Origin of the sequence: Sorangium sp. So ce296 (assembly GCF_051529605.1) — a bacterium.
Taxonomy (GTDB): Bacteria; Myxococcota_A; Polyangia; order Polyangiales; family Polyangiaceae; genus Sorangium; species Sorangium cellulosum_D.
The window spans coordinates 14,142,689-14,166,064 of the sequence record NZ_CP150325.1 but is presented as its reverse complement, the minus strand read 5'-3'; the positions used below and the strand labels follow the sequence as shown (position 1 = coordinate 14,166,064).

The window sequence follows — 23,376 nt, the reverse complement described above, 5'->3', positions numbered from 1 at the left end:
TGAACGAGCTACGCTCCGGCGCCTCAGAGCAGGCCGTGCGCAACGTGAGCACGGGCTCTTCCATTCGATCGAGGTTCTACAGATGGCCGTTCATATTCGCCTCGCCCGCGCGGGCACCAAGAAGACGCCCTTCTACCGCATCGTCGTCGCCGATCAGCGCAGCCCGCGCGGCGGCAGGTTCATCGAGCGGTTGGGCACGTACGACCCGCGCAGGACCGAGATCCGCCTCGACGTGCCCCGCGTGAGGCACTGGATCTCGAACGGCGCCCAGCCGACGCACACGGTGGCGCTGCTCCTGAAGCACCCTGGGCTCGCCCAGGCAGCCGCCCCGGCGGACGCCGCGAAGTAGCATGGCCTCCTCGACGTCTCCGCTGGTCGATCTCGTGGCGCTCGTCGCCCGCGCGCTGGTCGATCAGCCGGACCGGGTCGTCGTGCGCGAGGTCGCGGGCGACCGCTTCCCCCGGATCGAGCTGACGGTCGCGCGCGAGGACATCGGCAAGGTGATCGGCAAGGACGGGCGCACCGCGCAGTCGATCCGGACGTTGCTGAGCGCCGCCGCGAGCAAGTCGGGGCGGCGCGCGCACCTCGACATCCTCGACTGAGACGAACCCAACGTGGAGCGACGTTACGTTCCCGTCGCGGAGGTCTCCCGGCCGCACGGCGTCCAGGGGGAGCTGCGCCTCCGCGTCTACAACGAGGGCTCCGACCTGCTCCTCTCGCGGCCTCCGATCCGGCTGCGCCTCCCGGACGGCTCCGAGCGGGACGCGAAGATCGTCGCCGCGCGCCCGAACGACAAGGCGCTGCTCGTGCGGATCGCCGGGACCGACGATCGAGACGCGGCCGAGGCGCTGCGCGGCGCCGCGGTGTGCGTGCCCCGGGATGCGTTCGCGCCGCTCGCCGAGGGCGAGTTCTACGCGTGCGACATCGAGGGGGCGCGCGTGCTGACCCCCGAGGGCGACCTGATCGGGCACGTGAGGTCGCTCCAGTCGTATCCGACCTGCGACGTGCTCGTCGTGGTGAGGAGCGGCGCAGATCCGCTCGAGATCCCGCTGACCGAGAGCTTCGTCGGCAGCGTGGACGCGGAGCGGCAGATCGTTCAGCTGGTGACGCTGGAAGGCCTCGTCTGAGCCGCCGTCCGGCTCGAGGCGGCCCGCCGCGGCAGGTTCGATGCGCATCGATGTAGTGACCCTGTTTCCCGAGCTCTTCGAGGGATTTCTGGCGATCGGCATGGTCGGGCGCGGGCTCGCCTCGGGCGCGCTCGCCGTCCGGACGCGCAGCCCGCGCGAGTTCGGCCTCGGCCGGCACCGGAGCGTGGACGACACGCCCTACGGCGGCGGCTCCGGCATGGTGATGCGCGTCGACTGCATCGTCCGCTGCCTGGAGGCGCTCGACGAGGCCGCCGCGGAGGGCGCCCCTCCCGGGCCGGAGGGCGCGCCCCCAGCCCCTGCGCCGCGGGCGCACCGCGTGCTGCTCACGCCGCAGGGGCAGCCGTTCCGCCAGGAGAAGGCGATCGAGCTCGCGGCCCGCCCGGCCGTCGCGCTCGTGTGCGGCCGGTACGAGGGGTTCGACGAGCGGGTGCGCGCGTTCGTCGACGAGGAGATCTCGCTCGGCGACTTCGTGATGACGGGCGGCGAGGTGGCGGCGATGGCGGTGATCGACGCGTGCGTGCGCTTGCTCCCCGGGGTGCTCGGCAACGCCGTGTCGGCGGAGCACGAGTCGCACAGCCCCGCGATGTCCGGGCTGCTGGAGTACCCGCAGTACACGCGCCCGGTGGAGTTCCGCGGGCACAAGGTCCCCGAGGTGCTTCAGCAGGGCAACCACGCGGCCATCGCGCGCTGGCGGCGCGCGCAGGCAGAGCAGCGCACGGCCGAGCGCCGGCCCGACCTGTGGCGCAAGGCGCGCGGAGGAGAGCCTCCGCCGAGCCCTCCACCGAGCCCTTTGCCGAACGATGGCGGCGAGGCGCGGCGATGAGGCTGTCGCTCGCGCTCGTCCACTACCCGGTGCTCGACCGCGCCGGCGAGGCGGTGACCACCGCGATCACGAACCTCGACCTGCACGACATGGCGCGGAGCGCGCGCACGTACGGGGCCGAGCGGCTGTTCGTCGTGCACCCGGTCGCCGCCCAGCGGGCGCTGGCGGAGCGGATCCGGGAGCACTGGGTGCTCGGGTCCGGCAAGCGCCGGATCCCGGATCGCGCCGTCGCCCTCGACGTGCTGGCCGTGGTCCCCAGCCTGGAGGACGTGTACGGCGCGCTGAGCGGCGAAGGGCGCGCGGGCGTCGAGGTCTGGACGACCGCGGCGGCGTCGCGAGGGCTCCCGGTGACGAGCTACGCGGAGACCCGCGCGCGCCTCGCGCAGGCGAGCCGCCCCGTGCTGATCCTGTTCGGTACGGGCTGGGGCCTCACGCCCGAGATCATCGCCGACGCCGACCTCCGGATCGAGCCCATCCGGGCGGCCGCGAGCACCGGCTACAACCACCTGAGCGTGCGCGCGGCGTGCGCGATCACGCTCGACCGGCTGCTCGGCGACCGGCACGCCGGGTGAGCGCTCGCGGCGCGCGCGCGGCGAGCGCGATGCCAGCGCCGCCGCCGGCGCCGCGGTCCATGTTACGGCCATGAGCGAGCGCGAGGCCCATCGCCCCGAGGGAGAGGCGAGCTCGGAACGACGGACGCACGATCGGCTGGTGCGCGAGCAGGCGTTCGCGCTCGGGTTCGACGTCGTCGGCGTCGCGCGCGCGGACGAGCCGCTCGGGGTGGAGCACGCGCGGTACCTCGAGTTCATCGAGCGCGGCATGCACGGCGAGATGCGCTACCTCGCGGAGTACGCGGAGCAGCGGCGCCGGCTGGACACCGACGCGATCCTCGAGGGGGCGCGCTCGGTCGTGTGCGTCGGCCGCAGGTACGCCCGGCCCAAGGACAGCGAGGGGCGCGACCCTCCGCTCGCGCAGGCGGTCGCGCGGTACGCGCGCGGGCAGGACTACCACAACCACCTGAAGCGCCGGCTGCGGCGGCTCGCGGCGTTCATCCGAACGCTCGCGCCGTCCGTCCTCGCGCGGCCGCTCTGCGACGTCGAGCCGGTGATGGAGCGCGTCTGGGCCGCGCGCGCCGGCATCGGCTTCGTCGGCAAGAACGGGCTGCTCATCACGCCGGGGCAGGGGAGCTACCAGCTGCTCGGCGAGGTGGTGACCACGCTGCCGCTCGTCCCCGACGTGCCCATCGCGGAGCGCTGCGGCTCGTGCACGCGCTGCCTCGACGCGTGCCCGACGCAGGCCTTCGACGCGCCCTTCGTGCTCGATCCGCGGCGCTGCGTCGCGTACCTGACCATCGAGCAGCGGAGCGCGCCCGCCGAGGAGCTGCGGCCGGGCATGGGCGAGCACGTCTTCGGCTGCGACGTTTGCCAGGAGGTCTGCCCGTTCAACAGGACCGCGCCGCCGCCCATCGAGCGCACCGCGCCGTTCCATCCGCTGTCGCGATGGGAGGGGCGGGACGTCGACGACCTCGCGTCGCTGGACGAGCGGGGGTTCGAGGCGCTGACCGTCGGGACGCCGGTGAAGCGCGCGCGGCGCGGCGGGCTCGCCAGGAACGCGGCCATCGTCGCCGCGAACCGGCTCGCGCAGGGCGCGGAAGGCGAGGTCGCGGAGCGCGCGACGCGCGCGCTCGCCGCGGCGCTCGCCCACGACGACCCCGAGGTGCGCGCCGTCGCCGCGTGGGGCATGCGCCGCGCGGGCCGCGGCGAGCCGGCGAGCCCGGCCGCGCCGGAGCCTGCCGGTTCGCTCGACGAGCCCGGCGCCGGTTGAAGCGCAGAGGGCGCCGGGTTCGGCTTCGATCGCGGCGCGCGGCGTTTGGGCGCGGCGGTGCTCGGGCGCTCTTCGCGGGCGGCCGAGGATCCGCTACGGTGTCCGCCGGCAAGACGCCGCGCGCACGAGCACGAACGTGGATCTCCCTCCCAGGCTCCGAGCGCTCCTCGACGATCTGCGCCAGCACGATTCCGTGCTCTGGCGGCGTGCGGTGGACGCCGGGGTGACCTACGGCCCAGACCTCCTCGTCCGGCACAGCCCTGCGCTGTTCGGGCTCGTCTTCGGGGCCGTGCTGCCGGAGCAGCGGAGGGCCGTGCGCAGGAACCTGCGGCTGGCGCTCGGCGAGCGCGGGGCGCTCGACGAGTACCGGGACGTCGCGCGGGTGTTCATCAACTTCGCCAGCTGCCTCACCGACGCGTTCATCGCGGGCAGCAACCGGCCCGACCGGCTCACCGGCCTGTGCGTGAACGACGAGCACTTCACGAACGCTTACCGGCGCGGCCTCGGCGTGATCGTCGTCACGGCGCACACCGGCGGGTGGCAGGCCGCCGCGCCGCTCCTCCGCTCCGTGCACGCGGCCGACGTGCTCGTCGTGATGCAACGCGAGCGCGACAGCCGGGCGCAGGCCATCCAGGACGGCACGCGCGATCGGGTCGGCGTGCGGATGCAGCACGTCGACGACGATCCGCTCGCGGTGCTCCCGCTGCTCGCGCACCTGCGGCGGCAGGGCGTCGTGGCCATCCAGATCGATCGGCTCCCGTCCGGGATGCGCGGGCGCGACGTCGAGCTCTTCGGGATGCCCTGGCGCGTCCCGGAGGGGCCGCTCCAGCTCGCCGCGGCGAGCGGCGCGCCGATCGTCCCGGTGTTCACCCGGCGGACCGGCTTCATGGAGTACGAGATCTGCATCGCGCCCCCCGTCTCGCTGCCCAGGCGGCCAGGACCGTCCGAGCTCGACGTCGCGGCGCGGCAGATCACGGCGGAGATGGAGCGCTTCCTGCGGGAGAACCCGACGCAGTGGTTCCACTTCGAATAAATCAAGGATTTTGAGCCTTAAATGAGAAATCGCGCCGCGGTCGGCCATGCGCTGCATCGGCGCGCAAGCTGGGTTAAGAGTGCGCGCTGATGGCCCGCCTCCTCGTCGGACTGCCCTCGCTCAAGGGGGATATCCAGAAGTACAAAGATCGCTTCGATCTGGTCGAGCTCCGTCCGGTCGATACGTCGTTGCCCCGCGCGACCACGCTGCGCAAATGGCGCAAGGCGGTGCCGCCGGGCTTCGTCTTCAGCGTCGTGCTGCCGCGCGTGGTCGGCGAGCTCGCGGCCGGGAAAGAGCTCGACGAAGCGCTGTCGACCTCGCTCGAGGTGGCGGCCGTGCTGGAGGCCCGCTGCGTCGTGCTCCAGACGCCGGCGTCGCTCCGCCCGACGGCGAGCAACCGCAAGAAGCTCGCTGCGCTCTTCGAGCGCCTGCCCGCCGAAGGGGTCGTGCGCTGCTGGGAGCCCGGGGGGATCTGGGAGCGCGACGACATCGTCGCGACCGCGCGCGCCGCGAAGGTGATCCCGGTGCTCGACGTCGCCCGCGACGCGGCGCCGCCCGGGCCCATCGTCTACACACGGCTGCGCGCGCTCGGAAAGTCCTCGTCGATCGGGGCGGCCGCGCTCGAGCGCGTCGCCGATCGCCTGCGCGGGCGGCGTGAGGTGTTCCTGGTCGTCGAGGGGGACCGCGCGTCCCAGATCAAGTCCCAGCTCGCGGCGTCGCTCGCGCGCAAGCCCGATCGCTCGACGGCTTCGGCCGTGGTAAGGCCTACCATGCCTATGCCGAACACCCTCGTCGCCGAGGACGAGGAGCAGTGATCCGCGGCGCGGCGGCCACGGCGAGCGACGCCTCCGCGGCTTCGGCCGCGCGGGCCGCGCTCGAGTCGTCCGGCAGCGCGATCGACGCGATCGTCGCCGGCTTCTTCGCGGCGGCTGGCGCGCAGCCCGACGTGCTGCTCGCGCCCGCCGTGGCGCTCGCGGCCGGCGTCGGCGTGGGCGCGCGGGCCTTCGATGGCCGGGCGATCCAGCCCGGGCGCGGCGCGCCGCGGCCGCGCGGGTTCGTCGACGGGCAGAGCGTGCCGGAGGCCGCGCGCGTCGCGGTTCCGCGCTCGCTCGGGATGCTGGTGCTGCTGCACGGCTACCTCGGTCGCGCGCGGCTCCGCGAGCTGGTCCGCACGGGCGTCGCCGCGGCCGAGCGCGCGGGCGCGAGCGGGCGCGCCGCGCTGCTCCGCGAGGTCGGCTCGCTGGGCGCGCTGGCGCTGCGGGCGCGCGACGTGGAGCGGGCGCTGCTCGCCGTGGGCGGGCCGGTCGCCGGCGGGACGCTGACCGCCGAGGACCTCGCCGAGGCGGTCCCGGCCGAGGTGGAGGCCGCGTCGACCACGATCGCGGAGGGCGCGACGGCGCTCCAGGCGCCGTGGCCGGTCGGGGAGGAGGCGCGGCCCGCGGACGCCATCGTCGCCTGCGACGGCTGGGGCACGGTCGCAGCGCTGGCCTACGCGCGCACCGACGACGGGATCGCCGTGCCCGAGCTCGACATCGTGCTCGGCCGCGACGCCGTCCCGGTGCGCCGCGGGATCACGCGCCTCGCGCCCGGCACGCCCCTGCCGGCGGCGGCGCCGATCGCGATCCTCCAGCGCAGCGCCTTCGCGGCCGCGGTCGCGCTGACCGGCAGGCCCAAGCTCGAGGTGAGCGCCCTCGGCGCGCTCCTCCGTGGCACCGCGCTCGAGGCGGCTCTCCACGACGTCCGCACGCAGCTGAGCGCCGACGGCGCCCTCGCCGTCCTGCGCGACGACCGCGACGCGCGCGCGGTCCACCTCGCGCCCGGATTCTCGGCAGGAGCAGGGACGCCGCCAGCAGAACGCTGACGCGGCGTCGTCGCCGGCAGAACGCTGACGCGGCGTCGTCCCCGGGGGGCGCGGCTCGTCCGGGGCTAGCGCCCGGGGAGCCGACGGTGCCCAGCGTGTCGGCGCGGGGCCGTGCGGCGTCGGCGAGAACAAAGGAAAAACCGCCAGAGCGCCAAGGACGCCAAGAGGAGAACGCTCGGCTCTCCTGGCGTGCTTGGCGTCCCGGCGGTTTCCGGCTCAGGTCGCTGTCGTCGGCGTGCTGCCCAGACGCGACCGGGCTCCGCGCGAGCTAGAGCGTGACGCCGTGGCGCTTCGCGTAGGCGACGACGCCGATCTTGTCGATCGTGCGGATGTCGCGCGTCGTGAGGTTGAGCTTCACGAAGCGGTTGAGCTCGGGGACCCAGATGCGCCGGGTCTGGATGTTCACGAGCTGCCAGCGCTTCGTCTTGATGTTGGAGTGGGAGACATTCTGCGCCAGAAGCTTCCGCTTCCCAGTGATGTCGCTCTTCGCCATGACGTCCTCGGTTGGAAGGGGACCGACCTCGGTGCCCCGACCCTAGTTCGATCAAGCTGGCCGAGCGCACGACCTGCGCGGGGGAGCAGGGGGGCTCGGGAGCGCGGCAAAGTGAAGGAAGCCGGGGGACATGTCAAGCGTCCACCGGGGGGTATCTCGCCGCAGCGCACCGGAGATCGCCCGCGGAGGGGTCGAGAGATCGCTGGCGGCAGGCCTAGGTGAGCCACTCGCCGCCCGAGGGCGGCCGGCGATCCGGGCCGTCCTTGTCGTTCTCGGGGCGGTGCAGGTCGATGCGCCGGGCGTCGGCGGCGAGGCGCCAGGCCAGGATCTGGAAGAGGCCGAGGCTCGTGATCGCGGACGTCGCGGCGAACGCCAGGCCCGCGGAGAGCACGCTGCCGAGGTCGCGCGGCGTAAAGGCGCTGAGCTGGGCGAGCCTGCCGACGACCAGGTCGGCCGTGAAGGCGAGCACCACCGCGACCGCGAGCGACGAGCCGGCGCCCGTCGTCTCCGCCCCCATGAAGCCGGTGAGGCTGGACAGCACCGCCAGGATCACCATCAGGGCGCCGAGCTGGGCCAGGTGAGGATCGAGCAAGGTGAGCTGCGCGGCGGCGTGCCCGAACGCGGGGAGCGCGACGAGGAACGCGGCGACGAGCAGCCAGCGCGCGCCGGCGTACGCCCGGTAGCGAGACCGGAAGACGAGCGCCGCCGGGAGCGCTATCGCCGCCACGGCCCGGGCGGCGCCCCAGCCGACCGCGGGACCGGAGCTTTGAAGGCCGATGACGGTCGCGATCGTCCCCAGCACCACCATCGCGAGGGCGCGCTGCCGGTAGCTCACCGACGTGAGCGCGGTGAACAGCGTGACGATGCCCAGCACGAACGCAGGCGGACCCGCGACGACGCCGTCCGGGCGGAGCCCCGCGACCGACAGGCCGCCGAACAGGAGGAAGCCCACGCCCACCACGGCGCACCAGACCCGGGCCGCGTCCTGCGCCGGACGCATCGGCGCCAGGTCCTCCATGAGCGCCTCGGACGCGAGCAGCGGCTTGGTGACATGCTCGCGCGCGCTCGGGGGCGGCTCCTCGATCGTGATGGCCGGGCTCGACCCCGAGAGCCGCTCGACCCGCGCGACGCCGATCGACGCCTCGGAGGGCCGCTCGACCTGAGCGGCGCCGGGCGGCGCCGCGGAGGGCCGCTCGGCCGGGCTGTCGCCGGCCGCGGCGCCCTCCGGCTGGGCTGGTGCTGCCTTGTCCCGTTCGGCGATCGCGCGACGGCTCGCTGGCGGGCGGTCGCGGTTCGCCTCTCCGTAAGGCTTTTCCATTGATGGAGCTGGATCAGATCTCACGGGCGTCGAAGGGGTTCTGGCGGAGCTGCCCGAGCAGCTCCGCCGAGGTGAGCCGCGCGACCAGGGTGCGCCCGAAGTCTCGCACGGCAGTGAATCCTTGCCCATCCATGGCGAGGGATTGCTCGTCCATGTACAGCCGGCGCGCAATCTCGATCTGCACCGCGTGGACGGCACGGTGCGGTTGGCCGTAGTGCGAGGTGCTGAACCCGCCCTTGTAGGGGTCGTCGTGGCGCACCGAGAAGCGGCAGGCGCGCGCGTGCCGATCGACCGCGTCGATCACCGCGCTCGCGGCGGTCGTCCGCCCGCGCGTGCCGGGGACGATGTCGGCCCGGCCGACCGCGCCCTCGGCGTGGCCGCGGCGGCTCTGGCTCGGCATCGAGTGCGCGCAGAGCAGGATCGCGAAGCCGAAGCGCTCGCGCTTGCGGGCGAGGATCGCGCTGAGGGTGCGGTGGTACGGCCGGTAGAAGCGGTCGAGCCGGCGCTCCACCTCGCGCCGCGGGAGCCGGGCGACCAGGACCGGCTCGCCGTCCGTGGTCACGCGCCAGATGAGCCCCCGCGGGAACGGCGCGCGGCCGCCGCCCTCGACCGCGTCGCCGTCGCAGTCGGCCTCGCTGCGGTTGAGATCGACGACCAGCCGGCTCATCCGCGCGAACAGGAGCGTCGCCCCCTCGGCCGGGGCGTCCTGGAACAGCGCGTCGACGTACAGATCGGCGTCGCGCCCGATGCTGCGCGCAGGCGCGACGGTCCAGGACAGCGACTCGGGATCCATGTGGACACCCGCGTGCGGTACTTCGACGAGGACCGGGCTTTCCGCTCCGCGGGGCTCGACGACCTCGAAGGGTGACACCACGGGGCTCACTGTGACGCATTCCGCGTCCGGCTGGAATCAGGACGGGGCAAGACGGGGCAAGACGGGGAGGTTCCAAGCCGGAAGGAAGGAAGAAGTGTTGCCGTCCAGGGCGTCCAGGGTGCATCTGCTCCGCCCCGGCTTTCTGGCGGCTTTCTGGCGCACTTGGCCGCTTTCGCTGTAGCGTTGGCCGTGGATCTCGCGACCTGGGTGGACGCCTACCTGGACCACCTCCGCGTCGAGCGGGCTCTGGCGCCCCTGACGCTCGAGGCGTACGGCCACGATCTGGCCAAGCTGGTCGCCCATGCGGAGGCGGCGGGGGTCACGTCCGTCGACGGGCTCGACCAGGCGCTGATCGGCACCTACCTGGTCGCGCTCGGTCAGGCGGGCATCAGCGCGAGCTCGGCGGCTCGCCACCTCTCCGCGGTCCGCGGGTTCATCCGCTTCCTGCTCCGCGAGCGGCGGATCGAGCGGGATCCGTGCGCGCTGATCGAGCGACCCAGGGTCGGGCGGCGGCTGCCCAAGGTGCTCTCGTTCGACGAGATCGCGCTCCTCATCGAGGCGCCCGAGCAGGGGACGTTCAAGGGGCTGCGCGATCGCGCGATGCTCCACGTGATGTACGCGGCCGGCCTGCGCGTCAGCGAGGTGGTGCGCCTCAAGCTGTCCGACATCGAGCGGCGCAAGGGGATCGTGACGGCGCTCGGCAAGGGCGGGAAGCGGCGCCTCGTGCCGCTCGGCGAGCCGGCGCTCGCGGCCATCGACGCCTACCTGGAGGTGCGCGCCACGCACCCGCGCAGCGCGGCGACGCAGGTGCTGTTCCTGTCGCCGCGCGGCGGGCCGCTCACCCGGCAGGCGGTGTGGAAGCTCCTCGGCGGATACGCGCGCGCCGTGGGCATCGCCAAGCCGAGCTCGCCGCACAAGCTCCGCCACTCCTTCGCGACGCACCTGCTCGAAGGGGGCGCGGATCTCCGGAGCGTCCAGGCGCTCCTCGGCCACGCGAACGTGGTGACGACCGAGATCTACACGCACCTCGCCGACGACCACGTGCGCGCCGCCTACCGGCGGGCGCACCCTCGCGCGTGAGCGGGCCGATCGCGGCTACTTGCAGCGCTTGAGGAACTTACCGCACGGCTTGTTCGTGGCCTGCCCCGCTGGCTGCGCCGGCGCCGGGGGGATCTCGGTGAGCTGGAACTCCTGCACGAGCGGCGTGCCGGCCTTGACGACGAGGCTCGTGCTGCGCGCAATGTAGCCGGTGCGCCTGACGCTCACCTTGTGCACGCCCGGCTTGAGCCCGAGCTCGACCTCCGGGGCCAGGGTCGTCTTGCCGTCGATGGTGATCTCCTCGCACGCGACGGGCTTGCAGGAGATCTTCACGAGCGGGTCGGCCGGGGCGCCGGCGTCGGCCGGGGCGCCGGCGTCGATCGGAGGCGCGGTGGCCGGCGCTCCGGCGTCGGCCGGCGGCGCGGTCGCGGCCGGCGCGGGCTGCGTGGGCTCGGCCGTCGGGGCGGGGACCACGGCGGACGCCGTGGCCGACGCGCTCGGGCTCGGCTGCGGCTCTTCCCGGCGATCCAAGACGTACCACGCGGCGGCCGTGCCCCCGACGAGCAGCACCGCGACGACGCCCACCGTCAGCGACGCCGCCTTGCCCCAGGGCGACCGCGGCGCGGTGACCGCGGTCATCATCGCGATGGGGCTCTTCGGAGGCGCGGCGGGGACGCCCTGGGCCGGAGGCGGCGGCGCCTGCGCGAGGCCCGCGTCGACCGGAGGCTGCGGCGACGGCGACGCGGCCGGCGAGGGCGCCGGCGCGGGCGAGAGCGGGGCGTGCGGCGGCGGCGCGGGGGGAAAACGGCGTGGGGGGCGGCGCGGCCGCGAACGGCGAGGCGGCCAGCTGCGTCGCGTCGGGCGCCGGCATCGGCGCGGGCGCGCTCGCCGCGGCGACGGCGTGGGCCGGCGGGACGGGCGCCGGCGCGTTCGCGGCGCGGGCCGGCGGCGCGGGCGCCTCGTTCGCCGAGGGGGACAGGGCGAGCGTCGAGCCGACCTCGATCGCCGCCGCCGAGAAGCCGCTGAGCATGGCCGCGAGCTCGCTCGCGGAGCGGAAGCGCTCGCGCGGATCGTGCGCCAGCGCGCGCGCGAAGGCGGCGTCCAGCACGGGGCTCACCGGAACGCCGAGCTCCGCCGCGCGCGCCGACGCGGAGGGGCGCGGCGCCATGATCTCGCGCTGCCAGGCAGGCACGTCGACCTGACCCTGGCAGGAACGCCAGTACGAGCGGCCGGTGAGCGCGAAGAAGGCGACAAGCGCCGCGGAGAAGATGTCCGCGGCGGGGCCCGCGGGGGCGCCCGGCTGCAGCTGCTCGGGCGCGAGCCACGGGGCGGCGAGGACGTAGCCCTCCGACGTCGGCACCATGCTCCGCGCGAGCGACGGCCCGAAGTCGGTGACCTTCACGCTGCCCGGAGCGCTCGGGTCGAGGAACAGGTTCGTCGGCTTGAGGCCGTGGTGGGGCACCTCGCGCGCGTGCGCCGCGTCGAGCACCGCCGCGAGCGAGCGGAGCATCGAGCCGACCTCCTCGAAGCTCAGCGGCCGGCGCAGCGCGAGCTCCGCGAGCGACGGGACGTGGATCGTGTCCGTCACCGTGAAGGGCGCGGCCGTCGCCGGGTCGTAGCCGGCCTCGAGGATGTGCGCGACGAGCTCGTGCGGCAGCCGATTCGTCTCGGCGACGTACCGCTGCAGGTGCTGCATCGCGTCCGGCCGCTGGCCGATGATCGGCGAGTACAGCTTGAGGGCGACGTCGCGCGCCTGCGCCGTCACCGCGCGGTAGGTGGCCGTCGCGCCCCCGTAGCCGAGGAGCGAGCGGACGGAGAACCTCCCCGCGACGACGCTGCCCGGCGCGACGTTCGGTGCCGTCACGAGATCACTCCTCCGCGACCGCGATCGACTCGATCGACTGCAGGATGGTCGCGTCGGCGCCGGAGCTGTCGTCGTCCGGCACGAACCCGAGCCCGATCACGATCTCGCCGTCCTTGCCGGTGTCGGCGAAGATCAGCAGCGGGCCCTTCTTGGTCCCGCGCGCGGCGCCCTCCTTCTGCCACAGGCCGATCTTCCTTCCGGAGATCTCCTTGACGTCGTCGGGCTTCTTCCAGTTCACCTTCTTCTTGGGCAAGGTGACGTTGATCTCGCGCGCCAGCGCGTCGAGCGCGGCGTCGCGCTTCTCGGCGGCCTGCTTGCCCTCGCCCGTGTCGACCTGCGCCGTCGCCAGGGCAGGGCCCTCGTCCGCGGCCTGCGCGATCGTGGCGCTCTCTCCCTGGGCGTAGGTCCAGCCCTTCACGGGCGTGAGCACGAGCGAGCTCCCGGAGATCTTCGCCCGGGTCGACTCCTCTGCCTGGCACTGCTCGTCGAGCGCCTTGCAGGGCTTCGGGGCAGGCGGGGGCGGAGGCGGAGGCGCCGCGGTCACGGGCGGCTCCGGCGTTACGGGTTGCGGTGGAGGCGGCGAGCTGCACGCCGCGGCGAGCGCCGCCGCAGCGCTCAGCGCCAGGGTGGGCCATCGTCGGAAGAACATTGCGGACGAGCGTTGCAGGACCGGCCCCGGGACGGCAAGTAAAGAGCGATCCCCGGGGGCGGCTTGCGCCGCGGGGCGCGGCCGGGGCCGCATGGAACGGCGAGCGCGCCGGGCGGCTGCTCCGGCGCGCTCGCGGGGTGCAGGGGCTACTTGACGACGGCGCCGACGTCCTGCTCGACCTGCTCGGCGACGCCCACCGGCACCTTGCCGTAGAGGCGGGTGCGCTCCGTGACCAGGAAGTAGTCAGGCTTGCCGCTCGCCCCGGGGGGCCCCTTCACGAGCTCGGCGAAGCCGATGTCGCCCGCGCGGCCGGTGTACTCGACCCGCACCACGACCTCCTTCTGCTCCGGGGGCGCCGCCACGTACTCGGTGGGGCGCAGGCGGTCGAGCTTGCTCATCCAGTTGCCGACGGTCTCGTCCTTCTGCTCGGGGCTCGCCGGATCGGCCCAGAACTTCTTGCCCTCATCGCCGCTGCGCGTGAGCTCGCGGCGCTTGTCGCCGACGATCACGCGCGCCTGGGCGACGTCGACGTCCTTCCACTCGTGCAGCTCCCGCTCCATGAGCCGCGACTCCGCGGTGTCGAGATCGCGGTAGATGTCGCCCTTGATGGCGTACACCTCGCCGGTGGCCTCGTCGCGCGCGTAGCGGTCCGCGCCGCCGGGCGTCGCGCCGCCGACGACGAGCTTGCGCTCGCCGCCGCGCAGCTTGACGGTGAGCGTGCCCTCCGGCTCGGCCAGGCCGAACTCGCTGGCGCGGTCGTCCCCGATGCGGCCGACGGAGCGCAGCGCCTTCAGCGGCGCGATCGCCTCGGCGAGCTTGTTGCCGGCGGTCACCGACACGAACGTCGTCGTCTTGACCGTCGGCTCCTGCGCCGCGGGCGGCTCGTCCTCTGCCTCGTCGTCGTGGCCGTGGACGTCGTCCTTCGGCTTCTCGGCCGGGGGCGTCGCCTTGCGCTCGGCCGTGCCGACGAAGTAGCGGCCGTCCTTGTCCTTCTTCGCCTCGAGGACGACCGTCTTCGACTTGGCCTCGAAGGTGATCCGCTCGACGTCCTCGGCGCGGCCGGCCCAGACGGTCACGTCCGCGGCCGAGAGCGCGGCCGCCGTCTTGTCGCGCGTCCACACGAGGACCGCGAACAACGCCGCGACCACGACAAGGCCGAGGTGCACGAAAAAGCTGCGATCCAACCTCATGCGCGCCTCCCGCTCGCGCGCCGCCCGCGGCGCGTGATGAAGAGCCCGAGCCCCAGCACCATCGCCGGCGCCACGAGGATCGTGGCCCAGAACCAGACCTGGTCCTTCTCCTTCGTGTGCTCGATCCGGACGTCCTCGTTCGTCGTGATCTCCCCGGCGAAGCTCTCCTCGCCGCCGAGCCACCGGAACGCGTCGAGCGCGAGCACGATGTTGGGCTCGTTCCTGAACGCTGCGTCGCTGAACACGTCGGCGTCGGCGACAACGAACGCGCGCAGCTCCTTCTTGTCCTTGCCGTCGCCGCCGCCGGGCGCGAGCTCCTTCGAGACCGCCGCGGCGAGGTTGTAGGCGCTCCGCTTCTCGCCCTCGTCGAACTTGAAGTTGCCGTTCGCGTCGGCGAACGTCTCGCCCATCGAGCGGACGACGAAGTCGATCTTCAGGTCGCCGCCGTCGGCCTTGTCGAGCGACGCCGCGCCCGGGAAGATCGTCGGCGCCTGCTGCGCGTGGCGGCTCAAGGTCGAGACCGAGGCGTGCGAGGAGTACCGCGTCGTGACCAGCATCGCCTGGTCCGACTCGTTGAAGCGCCGCCGCACGTAGACCCGATCGTTCGCCAGGACCTCGGGCTTCCACGTGAGGCCCACGGCGCCGGCGAGCGGCGAGAGGTCGACCTTGGCCTCCGGATCGAGCGCGAGCAGGAGGTGCCCGCCCTCGTCGGCGTACCGCTTCAGGGCCGCGACCTCCTCCGGCAGGAACTCCTTCTGCGGGCCGAGCACGACGACGACGCCCGCGTCCTTCGGGAGCTCGCTGCCGAGCCCCTGCGCGAGCCCGAGATCCTTGACGACGTAGTTCTGGGACTCGAGGAGCTTGCGGAGGTTCTTCGCCGTCCGCCCCTCGGCCGCGTTCGTCGACTCGTTCATCTCGCCGTGGCCGACGGTGAAATACGCGGTGCGCTGCGCGCGGATCACCTTGAGCAGCGCCTTCTGGAAGTCGGCGTCGAGGCTCTTCAGCTTGGCGCCGGCGGCCTTGATGTCGGCGCCGATGTTGAGCGTCTCGCGCGAGGTGTCGCGCGAGAGCACGATCACGCCGTCCTGCGTGACCTTCGCCTCCTTGGCGAGCGCGGGGACGAGCAGCCGGTCCTGCATCTCCACGGTGATCTGCGGCGACGCCGCCTTCACCTCGCGCAGGTAGCCCTCGACCTCGGCGCCCACCTCGTTCAGCTGCGGGAAGAAGGCGGTGATCTTGAGCGGCTCGGTCAGGCTCTCGGCGACGCGCTTCGTCGAGTCGCCGGGGCGGGCCGTGCGGTAGTACGAGAAGTCCGCCTTGAGCTCGAGCTGGCTGGCGGCGTAGACGAAGAGCGCCGAGTAGACCGCGGCGAAGGCGAGCGTCACGCCCGAGAGCGTCGCGGCGCGCACGCGCCGGCCCTCGATCCGCTCGGCGCGCCGCATCGGCGCGAGCGCCGCCTCGCCGAAGAACAGCGGCACCGTCGCGATCACGAGCAGCGCGATCCAGCCGACCGTCGTGGCCGCCTCGACGCGCGCGCGCAGCTCGGGCGCCGCCCGCGAGACGCCGAGCAGGTTGCGCCCCGCGTCGGTCGTCGTGAAGTACGCCGCCACCGCGACGAGCCCGAGCGCCGACAGGATCGCGAGCGCGCGCTCGACGGCGCGGCGCTCGCCCGTCTCGCGCACGGCGGTCGCGAAGCGCAGCGCGGTGACGAGCGCGAGCGTCAAGAGCCCGAGCCCCGACAGCGCGTAGCGGAGCCCGTCGACCGTGGGCACCACGCGCTCGCCCAGGAAGATGGCGAGGAGCGCGCCCGCGTACGCCGGCACCATCCAGCCCCCGGCGCGCAGCGCGGGCGCCGGCCGCTCGGCCTGGGGCGCCTCGTGCTGCGCGCCCGGCGCGGCGCTCGCGTCGTTGCCGCTGTTCTCGGCCTCGGCGGCCTGAGCGTTCTGGTCCTTCACCGCCACCTCCGTGCCCTCAGGGTGTGGGTCGCGGCGAGCAGGAAGAAGTACGCGACCGCGACGTAGTACAGGACGTTCTCCAGCCGGAGCACGCCGTTCAGGAACGGCTTCTGGTTGAGCGGGTAGAGGTTCAGCGCGCTCACGAAGTCGTTGAGCGGCGGCTCCGTCACGCGGGCGACGAGGAACAGGAAGCCGAGCGTCCCGATGATCGCCGCCCCGAGGATGACCGCGATGACCTGGCTCGCCGCCAGCGTCGACGCGAAGAGCCCGATCGCGAGCGACGCGGCGCCGAGCAGCAGCACCCCGGAGTAGCCGACCAGGATGTGCCCGACCGACACCCGGCCGTTCACGAAGATGAGCATCGGCATGTAGATCGTGATCGCGGTCATCAGCCCGACCAGCGCCAGCGCGGCGAGGAACTTGCCGGCGATGATCTCGCCGTCGCGCACGGGCGCCGTCTTGAGCAGGATGAGCGTCCCGCTCTCGCGCTCGCCGGCGATGAGCCGCATCGAGAGGATGAGCGCCGCGACCATGATGATGAACGCCGTGCCGTCGAAGAACTTGAGCAGCACCTCGGCCGACAGCCGCGCGCCCGAGCCGAGCGCCGCGACCTGGAAGTAGATGCCGTCGATGAGCAACGCCGCGGCGGCGACGACGTACCCGAGCGGTGACTTCAGGTACGCGGACAGCTCCCGCCGCGCGACGAGCAATGTCCCTCTCATGCCTCGCCCTCGCCTTCCTCCGCCTGCTCGCTCGCAGGGGCCTCGTTCGCCTGGCCGTCGGCCCTCGCCGCGTCGGCCGCGGCGGGCTTCGCCTTCGCTCGCGGCGCGCGCGTGGCGAGCCGCAGGAACACCGACTCGAGCTCGCGCTCGCTCCGCTTCACCTCGAGGATGCCGATCCCCGCCTGCACGAGCTCGGCGCACAGCGCCGCCCGCACGTCGCGATCGGCCTCGACCGCGAAGCTCACGACGTCGCTCCCCGGCTCGGCCGTGGGGAGCTGCTCGACGGACGTGACCCCCGCGACCTCGCGCGCGAGCTCCAGCGCCCGCGCCGCCTCGCCGCGCGTCACGCGGTAGCCGGCGCCCTCGGCCGCCGGGCCGCGCACCGTGAGCTCGACGCGGACGCCGTGGAGGAGCTTCGCCGAGAGCTCCTGCTCGGTCCCCTGCGCGCCGATCTCGCCGTCCCGGATGACGAGGATGCGATCGCAGGTCTCGCTGATCTCGGAGAGGATGTGGCTGGAGAGCAGGATGGTGTGCTCGCCGCGCAGGCTCCGGAGCAGGGCGCGCATCTCGACGATCTGCACCGGATCGAGCCCGCTGATCGGCTCGTCGAGGACGAGCAGCCGCGGCTTGTGCACGATCGCCTGGGCGATGCCGACGCGCTGCTTGTAGCCGTGCGACAGCGCGCTGATCGGGTCGGCGGCGACGTCCTCGAGCTGCGTCACCGCGAGCGCCTCGGCCACGCGCCTGTCGGCCGAGCCGGCGTCGACGCCGCGCAGGCGCGCGGCGAAGTGGAGGAAGGCGCGCACGCTCATCTCGTCGTAGAGCGGCGGCCGGTCGGGGAGGTATCCGATGCGGGACCGCACCTCGTGCGGGTGGTCGACGACATCCAGCCCGTCCACGAGGACCCGGCCCGCGGATGGCAGGAGATCGCAGGCGAGGATCCGGAGCGTCGTCGTCTTGCCGGCGCCGTTCAGGCCGAGCAGGCCGACGATCTCTCCCGCTTCGATCGAGAACGACAGGGGCCCGATGGCCTTCCGGTCGCCGTAGTACTTGTATAGGTCGCTGATTTCGATCACGGCCGTGCACCCCTCCGCACAGGGAAGAAGCTCTCCGCGCCGGCGAATCGGACGCCGCGAAGCGCGGCGGTCCAGGCGCCAGCGGCCCCTTACAACAGCGGGTGACGGAAATCATTCCCGACGCGGCGCGCGCGGGGCGCCCTCCGGCGCGCGATCCCCCGCGCGGGAAGGAGAACGACCTGGACACGCCGCGGGCGCGGTGAGCGGAGCGACCAGGACGTGACGGATCTCAGCGTCCGGCGAGGATGCCCCGGTCCGGCCATGAGGGGGGCCGGGCGGCGAGCCGCCGGCGCGCTCGCCCCGGCGTCAGCAATGCTCGGCGATGATCGCCCAGCAGGCGTCCGCGAACTCCCGGTAGGTGGAGCGGTCGAGCGTCGCCTGCTTCACCGGCATCACGTCCTGGTGCTCGGCGAGCATCGGGCGCAGCGCGCCCTCGATGTCCGCGCTCGTCTCGATCCACAGGAACTCCTCGATGCCGTCGGTGATCTGGCCGCGGATGAGCTTCGGCACCTCGCTCAGCCGGACCTTCTTCGGGCTCCGCCGCGCGATCGACGACGCGATCTGCTCGGCGTGCGCGGGCCAGCGCCTGAGCGCCCGGTGGAACGTCGAGCCGACGAGCCGCAGGATCTGCTGGGCGAGCTTCGCCACGCGCGGGCGCTGCACGCGCTCCTCGTTCTCCGCGATCATCGCCAGGTAGTCGTCGCTGAGGAGCTTGCGCAGGTCGCTCGTGAGGATCTGCTGCGACTCGGGCGTCATCCGCAGATCCGCGACCTGCGCGAGGAAGATGTCGCGCAGGACGGTCAGGCGCGCCGTCACCGAGCCGGTCGGGGTCGTGTCGAGGATCTCGGCGAGCGGGTCGATCAGCCGGCGGCCGAACGTGGTGAGGATGTGATCGAGGATCCGCTTCTGGTGCTGCTCGTTGCCGAGCACCGACAGCGCGCGGGCGATGTGCGCCTTGCTCGGGGCGTCGACGAGGATCTCGAGGGGCTGATCCTGCGCCTTCCCCTCGTACATGCGGAGCGACGCGAACATCTCGCGGAAGGCGTCCGCCGCGGCTGCCCCCTCGCCCGGCTCGCCGTAGACCCGGATGACGAGCCCCGAGTCGGGGCCGGCGTCGAACAGCCGCCGGAGCTCTGCCCGGATGTCCTCGTCGGTGACGAGCGGCGCCGGGGGGAGCGACTTCCCGCGTGGATCCATGGAGCTCCAGCCTACGGCAAAGTGCGGTGCACCTGAACCTCTGTGCCGCGAGTGAAGAAGAAAGCGAGCGCCGGGCGCGCTCTCGTCCGGTGAATCCGGTGAAGCTGCGCGTGCGGCGATGTCGCACCCCGGCGCCACGGCGTCGTGCTGCCGTGGCGCCGGTGCGGTCGTCGTTCTCCGGTGTCACCGGATCGACACCGCGGGGCGCAGCGCCGGCCTTGTGGCGAGCGCGCTCCGCCGGGTACCATCCGCGGGTCGGTCCCGTCGCGTCCCGTGCGGGAGGAGCGGGCATGGGAGCATGTATGGACGGTGCGAACCCGGCTCATCAGGGGAAGGGAAGCAGCATGGCGGGCGCGCTGAGCGCGCGCGGCGAGGCCCGGGCAGAGGTGCACGTCGCCTCCGGAGACGCGCTCGACGTGCGCCAGTTCACGGCCACCGAACGCATGTCGGGGCTCTTCGAGGTGCGCATCGTCGCCGTGTCGGACAACCCGGACATCGACTTCGAGGCCGTCATCGGCCGGCCGATGCGGTTCGCCGCGCAGCGCGAGCAGGCCCGCGCGTGGTCCGGCGTCTGCAGCCAGCTCCAGCAGATCGCCGTCGAGGAGCGCCACCTCTCCACCTACGAGCTCACGCTCGTCCCCGCGCTGTGGCTCGCCACGCAGCGGCGCAACCACCGCGTCTTCCAGCACCTGTCGGAGATCGACATCGCGCTGAAGATCCTCGACGAGTGGGGGATCTCCCCGGCGCTGCGCCTCGCCGGGAGCTACCGGAAGCGCAAGTTCCGCGTCCAGTACGGCGAGAGCGACTACACGTTCCTCTGCCGCATGCTCGAGGACGCGGGGGTGAGCTTCTATTTCGAGAACGGCGGCGAGAGCCGGCTCGTCCTCGACGACGGGCCCCACGGCAACCCCCGGCGCAGCCCGATCGCGTTCCGCGATCACCCGACCGACGCCGACCTCGAGCACGTCACCGAGGTGCGCGTCGGCCGCCGGCTGCGGCCGGGCAAGTACACGGTCCGCGACCACGACTACCGGAGGCCGGCGTCGTACGAGCTCGCGGCGAGCGCCGCCGGCCCCGGCGGCGTCGAGGAGCGGCTCGAGCGCTTCCACTACGTGCCCGGGGCGTTCCTCTACGAGAGCGACAAGGGCGACAGCACGCCGGCCGCCGACGACAAGGGCAAGTACCGCGCGGACGAGGCCGAGGGGGCCGCGCTCGCGCAGCGGCGCCTCGAGGCGAAGCGCGCCTCGGCCCGAGAGATCACGTTCGAGACCAACACGATCGATCTCGCGCCGGGCACCGTCCTCTCGTTCCTCGACCACCCGAAGGCCGAGCTCGCGCCGGACAAGCCGCTGCTCGTCCTCGAGTCGACGCTCGCGGGCGAGGTCCCGGGCGCCTTCCGGCACGCGTGCCGCGCCGTGACCGCGGACGCCCCGTACCGGCCGCCGCTCCGCACGCGGAAGCCGCGCGTCCAGGGGGTCGAGTCCGCCACCGTGGTCGGCCCGCCCGGCCAGGAGATCCACGTCGACGAGTTCGGCCGCGTGCGCGTGCAGTTCCACTGGGATCGCGAGGGCCGCATGAACGACGCGTCGTCGTGCTGGATCCACGTGAGCCAGCCCTGGGGCGGCGCCGGCTTCGGCGGCACCAACCTGCCGCGCATCGGCCAGGAGGTGATCGTCGACTTCCTCGGCGCCGATCCCGACCGGCCGATCATCACGGGCCGGGTGTACACGAACCTCCAGAAGACGCCGTACAAGCTCCCCGAGAACAAGACGCAGAGCGGCTGGAAGACCAGCTCGTCGCCCGAGACCGGCGGCTACAACGAGATCATGTTCGAGGACGCGGCGGGCAAGGAGCTCGTCCGGGTCCAGGCCGAGCGCGACATGAACAAGCTCGTCAAGCGCGACGAGCAGGTCACCATCGGCAACGATCGCGTGAGCGCGATCGGCAACAACGAGGATCAGACCGTCGGCAACGACTTCACCAAGCTGGTGATGAACAGCGCGCGCGAGGTGGTCGGGATGAACCGATCGCGCGTGGTGGGCATCAGCGAGACGGTGGAGATCGGCAGCGTGCAGGCGACCCGGGTCGGGGACAGGGTCGAGATCGTCTGCGGCAAGTCGAGCATCGTGATGGAGAAGTCGGGCAAGATCGTGATCTCGGGGACCGACATCACGATCCACTCCAGCGGCCACACGCAGGTCTTCGGCGACCCGATCGATCTCAACTAGCCGTCGAGGTCACGGGGCCTCGGCCGCCGCGCGCATCGCCGCGCGCACCTGCTGGGCCGCCGCGGGATCCTTGACGACCCGCTCCAGCCACACGCGGCGGAGCCGGATCAGCGCGCCCTCGGGCAAGCGGAGCTCCTCGAGCGCCTGCGCTTCGTTCCCGCGCTCGGACGCGATCGCGAGCCGGGCGTAGTCGACCGCCGTGATCGGGCCTCGCTCGGCCTCCAGCGCCGCGATGTACGCCGCGTCGTACGACGAGAGCAGCCGCCGCTTCCCGCGCCCCACCTCGGCGCGGATCGCGTCGAGCCAGTGCGCGTGCAGCGCCTCCCACGCGTCCGACGAGAGCGAGTCCGCCGCGAGGACCGCGGCCTCCGCGCCGGGGCGCGCCGCGAGCCGCGCCGCGATCGCCGCGCAGCGGGCGAGGGGATACGCGTCGACGGGCAAGGCCGGCTCCGCGGGCTCCTCCGCCAGCTCCGGAGCCGCCGCGGGGCGCGGCTCGATGACCTCCGCGGCGGGCGCGATCGCCGCCGCCGGCGCGGGCTCCGCGGCGCTCGCCGCGGCGAGCCGCGCCGGCGGGGGGAGCGGCGCCAGGAGCGCGAGCGACGCGGGGGGCGCGGGCGGCGTGGGCGGCCCGTCGTCCGGCTCGAGCTCGTGCGGCGCGCCGCGGGAGGGCTCCGGCGGGGACGCGTGAAACGGGAGCGCGGGCCTCGGGAGCACCACGGCGGGCACGAGCGTCTGCGACGTGTCCTCGTCGTCGATCGGCGGCGACGACGGCGGCGCCGGCGAGAAGCGCGGATCGGCCGCGTCCGGCGCGGCTCCGGCCGGCGGCGCCGGGGCGAGCTGCGCGGCGCCTTGCAGGAACGGGAGCACCGCGGAGGGCCTCGACGAGAGCGGGGCCGTCATCGTGCCCGTGAGGCTCGGCGCGGGCTCGCCCTCGGTGATGAGCACGGCGCCCTCGCGCGGCGGGCGATCGAGCATGAGCTGCCCGCGCCACACGAGCGCCGCCACGCCGTGATCGGCGTCGATGACGAGCGTGTCGCAGCGGAGGGGCACGCGCAGCTCGACGCCGTTCGTCACCGCGATCGCGCTCGGCGCCGGCGCGCGGAGGCGCGTCGCGAGCCGCGGGAAGCGCGGGTGCAGGTGCTCGAGCACGATCGGCTCCGCGCCCGTCAGCTCGTTCGTCACCTGATCGAGCGGCGCGGCGTTGAAGTACCCGGTGTCGATGCCCTCGGGCAGCGGCCGCTCGGCCCAGCGCGCGTGATCCCAGCCCGCGGCGTGCCGGCGCAGGCGCTGCGCGCGGTCGGGCCACTCCGGCCGGAGCGGGCCGAAGCCGGCGGGCCAGAGGTGGCCCTGCCGGATCGCCGTCGACGAGGCCGCGGTCAGGAGGTTCGGCGCGCGCGATCGACCCCATCGATCGGCGGGCGCTCCGTGGCCCGTCGGTACGCCGACCGGGTTCGAGGTGTGCGGACCGCCCGCGGCGCGCTCCCAGCGGAGCGGCATGCGCGTGAAGGGCGCGGGCTCGCCGAGCGAGCCGTCGCGCGTGAAGCACGCGTCGCCGCGGACCTCGATCGCCTTGTCGATGTCGCCCACCGCGAGCCGCGCGATGAGCGACGTCACCGCGCTGCCCTCGGGCGCGTGCGCGTGGCCGACGACGAGCACCTCGCTCCACCGCTTGAACGGCGCGACCGGGCCCCACGGCTCGACGAGGCGCCGCTCGTCCGCTTCGCCATCCATCGGGGCCGCGGGGCCGCTCGTCATCGGCGACTCGAACGGCGCGAGCTCGAACAGCGCGTGGCACGCGACGGTGAGCACCCACGCGTCGGGTCTGGGTCGCCACTCCAGCGAGCTGGCGCGTATCAAGCCTTGGCAAACGAGGTGCATCGGCGATGGATCGGGCGCGCTCCTGGGCGACGTGCATCCCAGCGATGTCCCTCAGGATATCCGAGCCGCGGGACGGCGTCCGGTCGAACCTCCGCCGTCACGCCGCGGCCACGCGCGGGACGCCGCTCCGCCGCCTGCGCGACGCCGCGCGGCACCGCAGCGTCCCGCGCGGGTCGGCCATTGAAGGCGGTGGTGCCCTCCGATA

At 73.6% G+C, this 23,376-nt stretch carries 23 protein-coding genes and 1 pseudogene; 12 read left to right on the top strand and 12 right to left on the bottom strand.

What is annotated here, in order from left to right:
- Positions 1 to 82: 82 nt before the first annotated feature.
- The 9 genes from rpsP (at position 83) to WME98_RS52255 (ending at position 6,689) form a co-directional block, all read left to right on the top strand.
- The gene (rpsP, locus tag WME98_RS52295) at positions 83 to 349 is read left to right on the top strand and encodes a 30S ribosomal protein S16 (RefSeq protein WP_012237071.1); all 267 of its coding nucleotides are present in this window, start codon (positions 83 to 85) and stop codon (positions 347 to 349) included.
- 1 nt (position 350) lies between these two features.
- A complete protein-coding gene (locus tag WME98_RS52290) occupies positions 351 to 602 on the top strand; it encodes a KH domain-containing protein (RefSeq protein ID WP_012237070.1) in 252 nt (83 codons plus the stop codon).
- 12 nt (positions 603 to 614) lie between these two features.
- Positions 615 to 1,127 carry a ribosome maturation factor RimM gene (gene rimM, locus WME98_RS52285; RefSeq protein ID WP_061625140.1) on the top strand — a complete coding sequence of 171 codons (513 nt, stop codon included), beginning with the start codon at positions 615 to 617 and terminating at the stop codon, positions 1,125 to 1,127.
- A gap of 40 nt (positions 1,128 to 1,167) precedes the next feature.
- Complete coding sequence (gene trmD / locus WME98_RS52280; RefSeq protein WP_437949047.1) at positions 1,168 to 1,971, top strand: tRNA (guanosine(37)-N1)-methyltransferase TrmD; 804 nt, start codon at positions 1,168 to 1,170, stop codon at positions 1,969 to 1,971.
- The gene (locus tag WME98_RS52275) at positions 1,968 to 2,543 is read left to right on the top strand and encodes an RNA methyltransferase (protein WP_437331306.1); all 576 of its coding nucleotides are present in this window, start codon (positions 1,968 to 1,970) and stop codon (positions 2,541 to 2,543) included. Before trmD ends, WME98_RS52275 begins: the two co-directional genes overlap by 4 nt.
- Positions 2,544 to 2,613: 70 nt before the next feature.
- Positions 2,614 to 3,795 carry a tRNA epoxyqueuosine(34) reductase QueG gene (gene queG, locus WME98_RS52270; protein ID WP_437949046.1) on the top strand — a complete coding sequence of 394 codons (1,182 nt, stop codon included), beginning with the start codon at positions 2,614 to 2,616 and terminating at the stop codon, positions 3,793 to 3,795.
- 136 nt (positions 3,796 to 3,931) lie between these two features.
- Positions 3,932 to 4,828, top strand: a complete 897-nt coding sequence (locus tag WME98_RS52265; protein ID WP_061621384.1) for a lysophospholipid acyltransferase family protein — start codon at positions 3,932 to 3,934, stop codon at positions 4,826 to 4,828.
- Between the two features lie 89 nt (positions 4,829 to 4,917).
- Positions 4,918 to 5,643, top strand: a complete 726-nt coding sequence (locus tag WME98_RS52260) for a DUF72 domain-containing protein (RefSeq protein ID WP_061621385.1) — start codon at positions 4,918 to 4,920, stop codon at positions 5,641 to 5,643.
- Positions 5,640 to 6,689, top strand: a complete 1,050-nt coding sequence (locus WME98_RS52255; RefSeq protein WP_437949045.1) for a hypothetical protein — start codon at positions 5,640 to 5,642, stop codon at positions 6,687 to 6,689. The genes WME98_RS52260 and WME98_RS52255 overlap by 4 nt, the downstream gene beginning before the upstream one ends.
- Positions 6,690 to 6,957: 268 nt before the next feature.
- Here WME98_RS52255 and rpmB read toward each other — a convergent pair whose 3' ends face one another.
- The 3 genes from rpmB to WME98_RS52240 form a co-directional block, all read right to left on the bottom strand.
- Positions 6,958 to 7,182: a 50S ribosomal protein L28 gene (gene rpmB, locus WME98_RS52250; RefSeq protein WP_061623235.1), complete on the bottom strand. Its 225-nt coding sequence runs from the start codon at positions 7,180 to 7,182 to the stop codon at positions 6,958 to 6,960.
- Positions 7,183 to 7,396: 214 nt separating this feature from the next.
- A complete protein-coding gene (locus WME98_RS52245) occupies positions 7,397 to 8,500 on the bottom strand; it encodes a hypothetical protein (RefSeq protein WP_437949044.1) in 1,104 nt (367 codons plus the stop codon).
- Positions 8,501 to 8,513: 13 nt separating this feature from the next.
- Positions 8,514 to 9,374 (bottom strand): N-formylglutamate amidohydrolase, encoded by an 861-nt coding sequence (locus tag WME98_RS52240; RefSeq protein ID WP_437949043.1) that lies wholly within the window; start codon positions 9,372 to 9,374, stop codon positions 8,514 to 8,516.
- A 189-nt stretch (positions 9,375 to 9,563) separates the two neighbouring features.
- Between WME98_RS52240 and xerD the strand changes: the two genes are divergently transcribed.
- On the top strand, positions 9,564 to 10,454 hold the full coding sequence (xerD, locus tag WME98_RS52235) for a site-specific tyrosine recombinase XerD (protein ID WP_063823690.1): 891 nt from the start codon (positions 9,564 to 9,566) through the stop codon (positions 10,452 to 10,454).
- A gap of 15 nt (positions 10,455 to 10,469) precedes the next feature.
- On the opposite strand, the gene WME98_RS52230 is transcribed toward xerD, so the two are convergent.
- Complete coding sequence (locus WME98_RS52230; RefSeq protein ID WP_437954169.1) at positions 10,470 to 11,054, bottom strand: hypothetical protein; 585 nt, start codon at positions 11,052 to 11,054, stop codon at positions 10,470 to 10,472.
- A 167-nt stretch (positions 11,055 to 11,221) separates the two neighbouring features.
- Between WME98_RS52230 and WME98_RS52225 the strand changes: the two genes are divergently transcribed.
- A complete protein-coding gene (locus WME98_RS52225; RefSeq protein WP_437954168.1) occupies positions 11,222 to 11,614 on the top strand; it encodes a hypothetical protein in 393 nt (130 codons plus the stop codon).
- 29 nt (positions 11,615 to 11,643) lie between these two features.
- On the opposite strand, the pseudogene WME98_RS52220 reads toward WME98_RS52225, so the two are convergent.
- From WME98_RS52220 to WME98_RS52190, 7 genes and pseudogenes are all read right to left on the bottom strand, one after another.
- Positions 11,644 to 12,177: pseudogene (locus WME98_RS52220) on the bottom strand (protein kinase domain-containing protein); the annotation flags it as partial.
- Between the two features lie 103 nt (positions 12,178 to 12,280).
- Positions 12,281 to 12,925 (bottom strand): hypothetical protein, encoded by a 645-nt coding sequence (locus tag WME98_RS52215; protein WP_148313911.1) that lies wholly within the window; start codon positions 12,923 to 12,925, stop codon positions 12,281 to 12,283.
- Positions 12,926 to 13,071: 146 nt separating this feature from the next.
- Entirely contained in the window at positions 13,072 to 14,115 is a 1,044-nt protein-coding gene (locus tag WME98_RS52210) for a DUF4340 domain-containing protein (protein ID WP_437949042.1), read from the bottom strand.
- Positions 14,112 to 16,070 (bottom strand): Gldg family protein, encoded by a 1,959-nt coding sequence (locus WME98_RS52205; protein WP_437949041.1) that lies wholly within the window; start codon positions 16,068 to 16,070, stop codon positions 14,112 to 14,114. Before WME98_RS52205 ends, WME98_RS52210 begins: the two co-directional genes overlap by 4 nt.
- Positions 16,067 to 16,792 carry an ABC transporter permease gene (locus tag WME98_RS52200; RefSeq protein WP_020737327.1) on the bottom strand — a complete coding sequence of 242 codons (726 nt, stop codon included), beginning with the start codon at positions 16,790 to 16,792 and terminating at the stop codon, positions 16,067 to 16,069. Before WME98_RS52200 ends, WME98_RS52205 begins: the two co-directional genes overlap by 4 nt.
- The gene (locus tag WME98_RS52195) at positions 16,789 to 17,868 is read right to left on the bottom strand and encodes an ABC transporter ATP-binding protein (RefSeq protein ID WP_437949040.1); all 1,080 of its coding nucleotides are present in this window, start codon (positions 17,866 to 17,868) and stop codon (positions 16,789 to 16,791) included. Before WME98_RS52195 ends, WME98_RS52200 begins: the two co-directional genes overlap by 4 nt.
- A 306-nt stretch (positions 17,869 to 18,174) precedes the next feature.
- Entirely contained in the window at positions 18,175 to 19,065 is an 891-nt protein-coding gene (locus WME98_RS52190; protein ID WP_437331296.1) for a hypothetical protein, read from the bottom strand.
- Positions 19,066 to 19,367: 302 nt separating this feature from the next.
- Here WME98_RS52190 and WME98_RS52185 point away from each other — a divergent pair, with 302 nt between their 5' ends.
- On the top strand, positions 19,368 to 21,293 hold the full coding sequence (locus WME98_RS52185; protein WP_437949039.1) for a type VI secretion system Vgr family protein: 1,926 nt from the start codon (positions 19,368 to 19,370) through the stop codon (positions 21,291 to 21,293).
- A gap of 9 nt (positions 21,294 to 21,302) precedes the next feature.
- On the opposite strand, the gene WME98_RS52180 is transcribed toward WME98_RS52185, so the two are convergent.
- The gene (locus WME98_RS52180; protein ID WP_437949038.1) at positions 21,303 to 23,171 is read right to left on the bottom strand and encodes a DUF2169 family type VI secretion system accessory protein; all 1,869 of its coding nucleotides are present in this window, start codon (positions 23,169 to 23,171) and stop codon (positions 21,303 to 21,305) included.
- Positions 23,172 to 23,376: the final 205 nt, after the last annotated feature.

Excerpts from the sequence above, each read along its gene's own strand:
- rpsP (WP_012237071.1), top strand. The coding sequence starts at position 83 with ATGGCCGTTCATATTCGCCTCGCCCGCGCGGGCACCAAGAAGACGCCC.
- WME98_RS52290 (WP_012237070.1), top strand. The coding sequence starts at position 351 with ATGGCCTCCTCGACGTCTCCGCTGGTCGATCTCGTGGCGCTCGTCGCC.
- trmD (WP_437949047.1), top strand. The coding sequence starts at position 1,168 with ATGCGCATCGATGTAGTGACCCTGTTTCCCGAGCTCTTCGAGGGATTT.
- WME98_RS52275 (WP_437331306.1), top strand. The coding sequence starts at position 1,968 with ATGAGGCTGTCGCTCGCGCTCGTCCACTACCCGGTGCTCGACCGCGCC.
- queG (WP_437949046.1), top strand. The coding sequence starts at position 2,614 with ATGAGCGAGCGCGAGGCCCATCGCCCCGAGGGAGAGGCGAGCTCGGAA.
- WME98_RS52260 (WP_061621385.1), top strand. The coding sequence starts at position 4,918 with ATGGCCCGCCTCCTCGTCGGACTGCCCTCGCTCAAGGGGGATATCCAG.
- rpmB (WP_061623235.1), bottom strand. The coding sequence starts at position 7,182 with ATGGCGAAGAGCGACATCACTGGGAAGCGGAAGCTTCTGGCGCAGAAT.
- WME98_RS52245 (WP_437949044.1), bottom strand. The coding sequence starts at position 8,500 with ATGGAAAAGCCTTACGGAGAGGCGAACCGCGACCGCCCGCCAGCGAGC.
- WME98_RS52230 (WP_437954169.1), bottom strand. The coding sequence starts at position 11,054 with ATGATGACCGCGGTCACCGCGCCGCGGTCGCCCTGGGGCAAGGCGGCG.
- WME98_RS52215 (WP_148313911.1), bottom strand. The coding sequence starts at position 12,925 with ATGTTCTTCCGACGATGGCCCACCCTGGCGCTGAGCGCTGCGGCGGCG.
- WME98_RS52210 (WP_437949042.1), bottom strand. The coding sequence starts at position 14,115 with ATGAGGTTGGATCGCAGCTTTTTCGTGCACCTCGGCCTTGTCGTGGTC.
- WME98_RS52200 (WP_020737327.1), bottom strand. The coding sequence starts at position 16,792 with ATGAGAGGGACATTGCTCGTCGCGCGGCGGGAGCTGTCCGCGTACCTG.
- WME98_RS52190 (WP_437331296.1), bottom strand. The coding sequence starts at position 19,065 with ATGGATCCACGCGGGAAGTCGCTCCCCCCGGCGCCGCTCGTCACCGAC.
- WME98_RS52185 (WP_437949039.1), top strand. The coding sequence starts at position 19,368 with ATGGACGGTGCGAACCCGGCTCATCAGGGGAAGGGAAGCAGCATGGCG.
- WME98_RS52180 (WP_437949038.1), bottom strand. The coding sequence starts at position 23,171 with ATGCACCTCGTTTGCCAAGGCTTGATACGCGCCAGCTCGCTGGAGTGG.